The organism is Streptomyces sp. NPDC102437 (assembly GCF_044765565.1).
GTDB lineage: Bacteria > Actinomycetota > Actinomycetes > Streptomycetales > Streptomycetaceae > Streptomyces.
This window is the reverse complement of record NZ_JBIWKI010000058.1, coordinates 26,102-32,359: the sequence shown is the minus strand read 5'-3', so window position 1 is coordinate 32,359 and position 6,258 is coordinate 26,102. Positions and strand designations below refer to the sequence as shown.

At 73.5% G+C, this 6,258-nt stretch carries 5 protein-coding genes; 2 read left to right on the top strand and 3 right to left on the bottom strand.

Annotated elements, in window-relative coordinates; translation table 11 throughout:
• Positions 1 to 260 precede the first annotated feature (260 nt).
• Together ACIRJP_RS37745 and ACIRJP_RS37740 are read right to left on the bottom strand one after the other, a co-directional pair.
• A complete protein-coding gene (locus tag ACIRJP_RS37745) occupies positions 261 to 767 on the bottom strand; it encodes a MarR family winged helix-turn-helix transcriptional regulator (protein WP_404184654.1) in 507 nt (168 codons plus the stop codon).
• Positions 764 to 2,467, bottom strand: coding sequence for an FUSC family protein (locus tag ACIRJP_RS37740; RefSeq protein WP_404184651.1), 1,704 nt, complete (start codon positions 2,465 to 2,467; stop codon positions 764 to 766). The genes ACIRJP_RS37745 and ACIRJP_RS37740 overlap by 4 nt, the downstream gene beginning before the upstream one ends.
• Before the next feature lie 141 nt (positions 2,468 to 2,608).
• Between ACIRJP_RS37740 and ACIRJP_RS37735 the strand changes: the two genes are divergently transcribed.
• Both ACIRJP_RS37735 and pcaB read left to right on the top strand, forming a co-directional pair.
• Complete coding sequence (locus ACIRJP_RS37735; protein ID WP_404184648.1) at positions 2,609 to 3,376, top strand: VOC family protein; 768 nt, start codon at positions 2,609 to 2,611, stop codon at positions 3,374 to 3,376.
• A 210-nt stretch (positions 3,377 to 3,586) separates the two neighbouring features.
• Complete coding sequence (gene pcaB, locus ACIRJP_RS37730) at positions 3,587 to 4,948, top strand: 3-carboxy-cis,cis-muconate cycloisomerase (RefSeq protein ID WP_404184645.1); 1,362 nt, start codon at positions 3,587 to 3,589, stop codon at positions 4,946 to 4,948.
• A gap of 30 nt (positions 4,949 to 4,978) precedes the next feature.
• Here the strand turns inward: pcaB and ACIRJP_RS37725 are convergent, their stop codons facing one another.
• A complete protein-coding gene (locus ACIRJP_RS37725; RefSeq protein WP_404184642.1) occupies positions 4,979 to 6,184 on the bottom strand; it encodes an amidohydrolase in 1,206 nt (401 codons plus the stop codon).
• Positions 6,185 to 6,258 lie beyond the last annotated feature (74 nt).

Sequence of the window (6,258 nt, the reverse complement as noted above, 5' to 3'; positions counted from 1 at the left end):
GTCAGACGGCGTCCCTTCCGGTGACGGTCCTCCCGGATCTCGAAGTCCATCGCATCCCCTGAGCTGGGGTGTTGCGACGACCACTAGAACTCAAGCTCGCCCCGGGGCTTCTCACTGCACAGCTGTCAGCGCGCCGGGACACTCTCCGGCGTCGTCGTCATGGCAGCGCGCTTCATATGGCGGACGCTAGCAGCGGCGCACCACCGTCCGCACGGCATTTTCCCGGTGCCGTGGGCACGGCCCCGTGCGCCGGCGCCGGTTCAGCGCCGGCCGCCGCCGATCCGCCCCTCCAACTGCAGCAGCAACTCGCTGAGCTGGGCGCTGAGCTGCGCTCGGGACCGCTCGTCGAGACCGGACAGCACCGCGCGTTCGTACGCGAGCTGCCGGGGCAGCAACATGTCCACCAGCGCGCGCCCCTCCTCGGTGAGGCGGATGTGGTTGACCCGGCGGTCGCGGTCGTCGCCGCGGCGGTCGACGAGACCGCGTTCCTGAAGGACCCGCAGCCGCTTGGTGACGGCGGCGCCGGACGAGAACGTCTCCCTGGCCAGTTCGCCGGGGGTGAGTTCGCGGTCGGTCCGGCGTACGGCACCGAGCAGGTCGAACTCGGCCCGGGTCAGCCCGGCCTCGCGCAGCGGGGCGTCCTCGGCTTGCTGGAGCAGAGCCGCGCAGCGGTTGATGCGGCCGATGAGCTCCATCGGTCCGGTGTCCAGTTCCGGGTTGACGGCCTGCCACTGCCGTACCACCGTGGCGACGATGTCGTCGGTCACACCGCTCCGTTCTCCGGGGCGCGGGCGATCGACCCCCGCCGTGTTGCTGTAGCGGCGAGCGTACGGTGTCCGGCCTGCTCGACCGCGAGGACCCGCTCCTGGGGCAGGGCGCGCTGCCACCATTCGCCCGCCGCCGTGTCGTCGGCCTCGCGCAGTTCGACGAGCGATCCGGTCAGCCTGCGGCGGGCGGCGTCGAGCGCGGCGGGCGTCGGCTGCGGGGCGGCCAGTGCGTGTACGGCGTGCGCGCGGGCCAGGTCGGTGGCGGCGAGCGCCTTCTCCAGGCGTCCGGCTGCGCGGCGGTTGGTCACCAGCATGGCGGCGAGGATGCCCACCCCGGCGCCGATGACGGTGTCCAGAACGCGGTCACCGATGAGTTCACCGGCCGGGTGGGTGCCGCCGAATTCCAGGACCAGCAGTGCCATCGGGGTGACGGCGACGGAGCCGAGCCAGTAGTTCCGGGTGATCAGGGCCTCGGCGGCGAAGCCGAAGAACAGGCAGAAGCCGATGAGGGCCAGCGGGCCGGTGCGGCTGACCGGGAGGATCGCGGCGAATACCAGGACGCCGAGCAGATTGCCGAGGGTGCGCTGGAGGGCCCGGTTCCAGGACAGGGTCACATTGGCCTGGTACAGGGAGGCGGCGGTGACGATCGCCCAGTAGGGGCGGCCGACGCCGGCCGCCTGGGAGACGTAGCCGGCCAGGGCGCAGCCGACGAGGGCGCGGGCGCCGATGGGCAGCAGCGGGGAGCCCGGGGAGATGCTGCGCAGCAGCGCGCGGCGGGCCTCGCGACGGCTCGTGCCGCGGGCGGCCCGTTCGGCGTCGATGCCGAAGAGTTCCTCCGTGGTGCCGGGGGCGGGAGGCGGGGTGGGGACGGGGCCCCGGGCGCGGGTCCGCCGGGCCCAGGCGCGGAGCTGTTCCGGGTCGGGGGCCGGAAGGGCCGGTACGTCGCCGAGGGTGCCTGAGGCGAGGGCGGCTTCGGCGTGCACGACGAGCCGTTCGAGTGACCGGCGTACGGGCGAGGGGCGTCCGGCGGCGAGCAGGGTCTGCCAGGCCGCGTGCACGGTGGCGGCCGCGGCGTGCCGGGTGCGGTGGCCGGGGTCGGCGAGGTACGCCGCGGCGGCGTCGAGGGCACGGGCCGTCGCCCGGCGCTCCGGGCCTTCCCGGCGGACGAGCGCGGGGCCGGCCGTGACCAGCCAGGCGATGGCGCCCGCGGCCAGGGTCAGCGCGAGATGGCCGGGCACCTGGCCCGGCTGCTGTGGGACGAAAAGGGCCGCGGAGGTGACGAAGGTGAAGATCACCGGTCCGGGCGGGCCGATGCGGGTGGCGTCGCAGAGCGTCTTCTGTGCCGCCGCGAGCAGCGCCCCCACCGCGATCAGTACGGCGGTGGACCCGGTGAGAGAGGCCGCGACCAGGGATATCGCCAGGCCTATGACCATGGAGACGACGACTCCGGCGACGGCGCGGGCACGCCGGGCATACGGCAGGTTGTGGCCGTACAGCGCACAGAGCGAGCCGGCCATCGTGTACATCACGAGGTCGAGGCGGTCGGTGGCGAACAGCGCCAGATCCGGTACGGCGGTGGCGACGACCACGCTCAGTGCCGGTTTGAACCACATGTCCGAGGGCCGGGCCAGGCGCAGCGGGGCCGCCAGCGGGAGTCTGCGGACGGAGGGCCGCCGGGACCGGGTAGTTGTATCACTCACCCAAATACTTTAGCAGGTATTACACCTGTAAAATATATTTTTCCGATGGCCGCGCCCGGCCCGAGGTCATAGCGTTCAACTGCGCGAGGACCGGCAGCCGCGGGCCCGCGTGCGTGTCCACGCAGCCACGGAGGAAACCGAATGAAGCTCACCGAACCGGTGACCGGCGGCCCCTGCTGGGTCGAGCTGAGCGCCCCCGACATCCCGGCCGCCAAGTCGTTCTACGCGGCACTCTTCGGCTGGCGCCCGGAGACCGACCCGCGCGAGGAGGCGGGCGGCTACACGATGGCGCGCCTCGGCGACGCACGCGTGGCCGCGCTCAGCCCGGTCTATCAGCCCGGTCAGCCGACCGCCTGGACGGTCTCGTTCGCCACGGACGACACGGACGGCACCGTCGAGCGGGTGAAGTCGGCGGGCGGTTCGCTCCTGGTCGGCCCGATGGACGTGTTCGACCAGGGCAGGTTCGCGGTGGTCGCCGATCCGTCCGGTGCGGTGTTCTCGCTGTGGCAGGGACGCGCCTTCGCCGGTGCCGAGCGGCTGAACGACCCCGGTGCGCTCGGCTGGGTCGAGCTCGTCACCCGCGAGGCGGACCAGGCGCTCGCTTTCTACCCGGCGGTCTTCGGGTGGACGGTGAACGCCGCGTCGGACCGGTACACGCAGTGGGGCGTGGCCGGTGAAGACTTCGGCGGGATGCTGGTCATGGACGACCGGTTCCCGCCGGAGGCACCGCCGAACTGGCTGCCGTACTTCGCCGTGGCGGATGTCGACGCGACGGCCGCCACGGCCCAGGGTGCTGGCGGCGAACTGCTGATGCCGCCGACCGACATCCCCGACGGGCCGCGGATCGCGGTCGTGCGGGACCCGCAGGGTGCGGTGTTCGGCATCCACCGGACGGGCGGCGAAGGCTAAGGGCTGTCCCATAATCCCTGGCGGGCGTGCGACGACAGCCACGGCACCTCGCCGCGTTGTCGGGACGCCCGAATACATCCAGTATTCAGGCGTCCCTCCGCCTTGCGACTGCACCGCGTCTGACGCCGCACGCTGATCCACCAGGGATTACGGGACAGCCCTTAGGGTCTGTCCTGCGAATCATGGCCGGGGTCTTCTGGAGTTGAGTCGATGTACGAGAGCGATGCCGGACTGCTCGCCCCCGGGCGGGCCGGCTCCCCCGCCGAGACGGCCACCGGCGACAGCGCCTTCCTGCAGGCGATGCTCGACGCCGAGGCAGCGCTCACCCGCGCCCAGTCCGAGTGCGGGCTCGCCCCCGCGGGGGCGGGGCAGGCGGTGACGGCCGCGGCGGCCGACACCGGCCGGTTCGACGTACGGGATCTGGCGCTGCGCGCACGCTCGGCCGGCGATCCGGTCATCCCGCTGGTCATGGACCTCGTCGCCGCCGTGTCGCCGGACAACCGGCCGTACGTGCACCGGGGCGCGGCCAGCCAGGACATCCTCGACACCGCCGCCATGCTGGTCGCCGCACGCACCCTGGCTCCGCTCCTGGACGACCTGGCGCGGACCGCGGACGCGGTGGCCCTGCTCGCCACAATGCACCGCAACACCCCGATGGCCGCCCGGACCCTCACCCAGCACGCCGTGCCGACCACCTTCGGGCTCAAGGCGGCGGGGTGGCGGGCGCTGATCCTCGACGCGAGGGACCGCCTCTCGGCCGTACGGGAGTCGCTTCCCGTTCAACTCGGCGGCGTGGCGGGAACGCTGGCCGCCTTCGAGGCGTACGCGCCCACCGACGACATCGACGCGATCGATCCGGGGCTGCCCCTCGTCCAGGCGTTCGCGAGCGAACTCGGCCTGGCCGAACCGCTGTTGCCGTGGCACACCCTGCGTACCCCGATCGCGGACCTGGCGGGCGCGCTGGCCTTCACCGCAGGTGCGCTCGGCAAGACGGCGGCCGATGTGCTCAGCCTTTCCCGGACCGAGATCGGTGAGGTCGCCGAGGGGCAGGGCGATGATACGTCCGCCATGCCGCACCGGGCCGGTCCGGTGCACGCCACGCTGATCGCGGCGGCCGCCCGTCGTGCCCCGGGGCTGGCGGCGACGCTGTACGGATCGCTCGCCGCCGAGGACGAGCGGCCGGCCGGGGTGTGGCACGCCGAGTGGGAGCCGCTGCGCGAGCTGCTGCGGCTCGTCGGCGGAGCCGCTCGCTGCGCCGCCGAACTCACCGGGGCCCTGCGCGTCGTCCCGTACGCCATGCGGGAGAATCTCCAGCTCACCGACGGGCTGATCGTCTCGGAGCGGCTGGCCGCCGTGTTCGCCGAACGGATCGGCCGCAAGCGCGCCCAGGAGGTTCTGGCCGGTGCCGCCGACCGGGCCCGCGCGGAGACCACGGACCTGTCCGACGTCCTCGCCGACGTGCTCGACGAGGAACCCGAACTCGCCGGTCTCGACCTGGGCGAACTGACCGACCCCGCCCGCTACACCGGCTGCGCGGGTGCCCTCACCGATCGCGCGCTCGATCGCGGCTGACCGGCCCCGTCGTCATGCCGGGCCCCGCGCTCACCGGACCAGCCGGCCCTCGCGGGCGATGATCCGGCCCTCGCGCACAACCATGGACGGGACCGGGCGGTCCACCACGGCCTCGGGCAGAGACCCCGCGGCCACCAGGACGAAGTCGGCCGGGTCGCCGGTCTCCAGCCGGGAGGCGGGCAGTCCGAGCAGGGCGGCGCCGCCCTGCGCCACCGCCTGGTAGCAGGCGGCGAGTTCGGCATCGGTGCGGGCATCCGTGCGGTACGCGAGCAGATGGGCCCGCGCGATCATGTCGCCGTCGCCGAACGGCGTCCACGCATCGCGCACACCGTCCGAGCCGACGCCGAGCCGCACACCGTGCGGGGTGAGCCGCGCGGGGTCCAGGACCGGGTCACCGCCCAGCGCGCAGGTGACCAGGGAGACACCGGCCCCGGCCAACAGCGCGGCGACGGACTCGGTCCCGGCGCCGTCCAGCTCGGCGACGGCGAAAGCGTGGCCGAGCGTGACGTGCCCCTGCATCCCCGCCGCGACGGTACGCCGGGCGATCTCGGTGACCTGGCGGATACCTGCCGGTCCGCCGTCGTGCAGATGGATGTCGAGCGGTACGCCCTTGCGGGCGGCCAGCCCGAACACGAAGTCCAACTGGCCCTCCATGTCTCCGTCGATGCCGATCGGATCGAGGCCGCCGACCACATCGGCGCCCTCGGACAGGGCCTGCTCCATCAGTTCGGCGGTGCCGGGCTCGCTCAACAGGCCGAGCTGGGGGAAGGCGACGATCTGGACGTCGATGAGGTCCTTGCGGGCATCGGCCGCCGCCCGCACTCCGTGCACTCCGGACAGGCCGTGGACGGGGGCGACATCCACATGGGCCCGCATGGCGCGGGTGCCACGGGCTATGGCCCGGTCCATGAGTGCCCCGACCCGCTCCGCCACCGGATCCGTGAAGGCGGCCCTGGCCCGTACGTCGCCCTCGATCAGGTGCCGGAGCGTGTCGGCGGGCTCCCGGCTCAGCCAGGGCCCGCCCCAGGTCGACTTGTCGGGGTGGATGTGCGCGTCGACGGGCGAGGGCAGGGCGAGGGCTCCCTGGGCGTCCACGGTCAGGCAGCCGTCGGGCAGCTCCGCGGGGTCGTAGGCGGCGATCCGGCCTTCGGAGACCAGCAGGTCACGGGTGCGCCCGTCGGCGCAGCGGACGGCGGTGAACAGGACGTTGGGGCGGGCGGGGGCGGGCGTCGCCATGGGCGTGGGTCTCCTTGAGTGGTGCGCGACAGGTGGTGCGCGACGTCGTGCGCGGGTCGGCCGTCCGGGGCAGG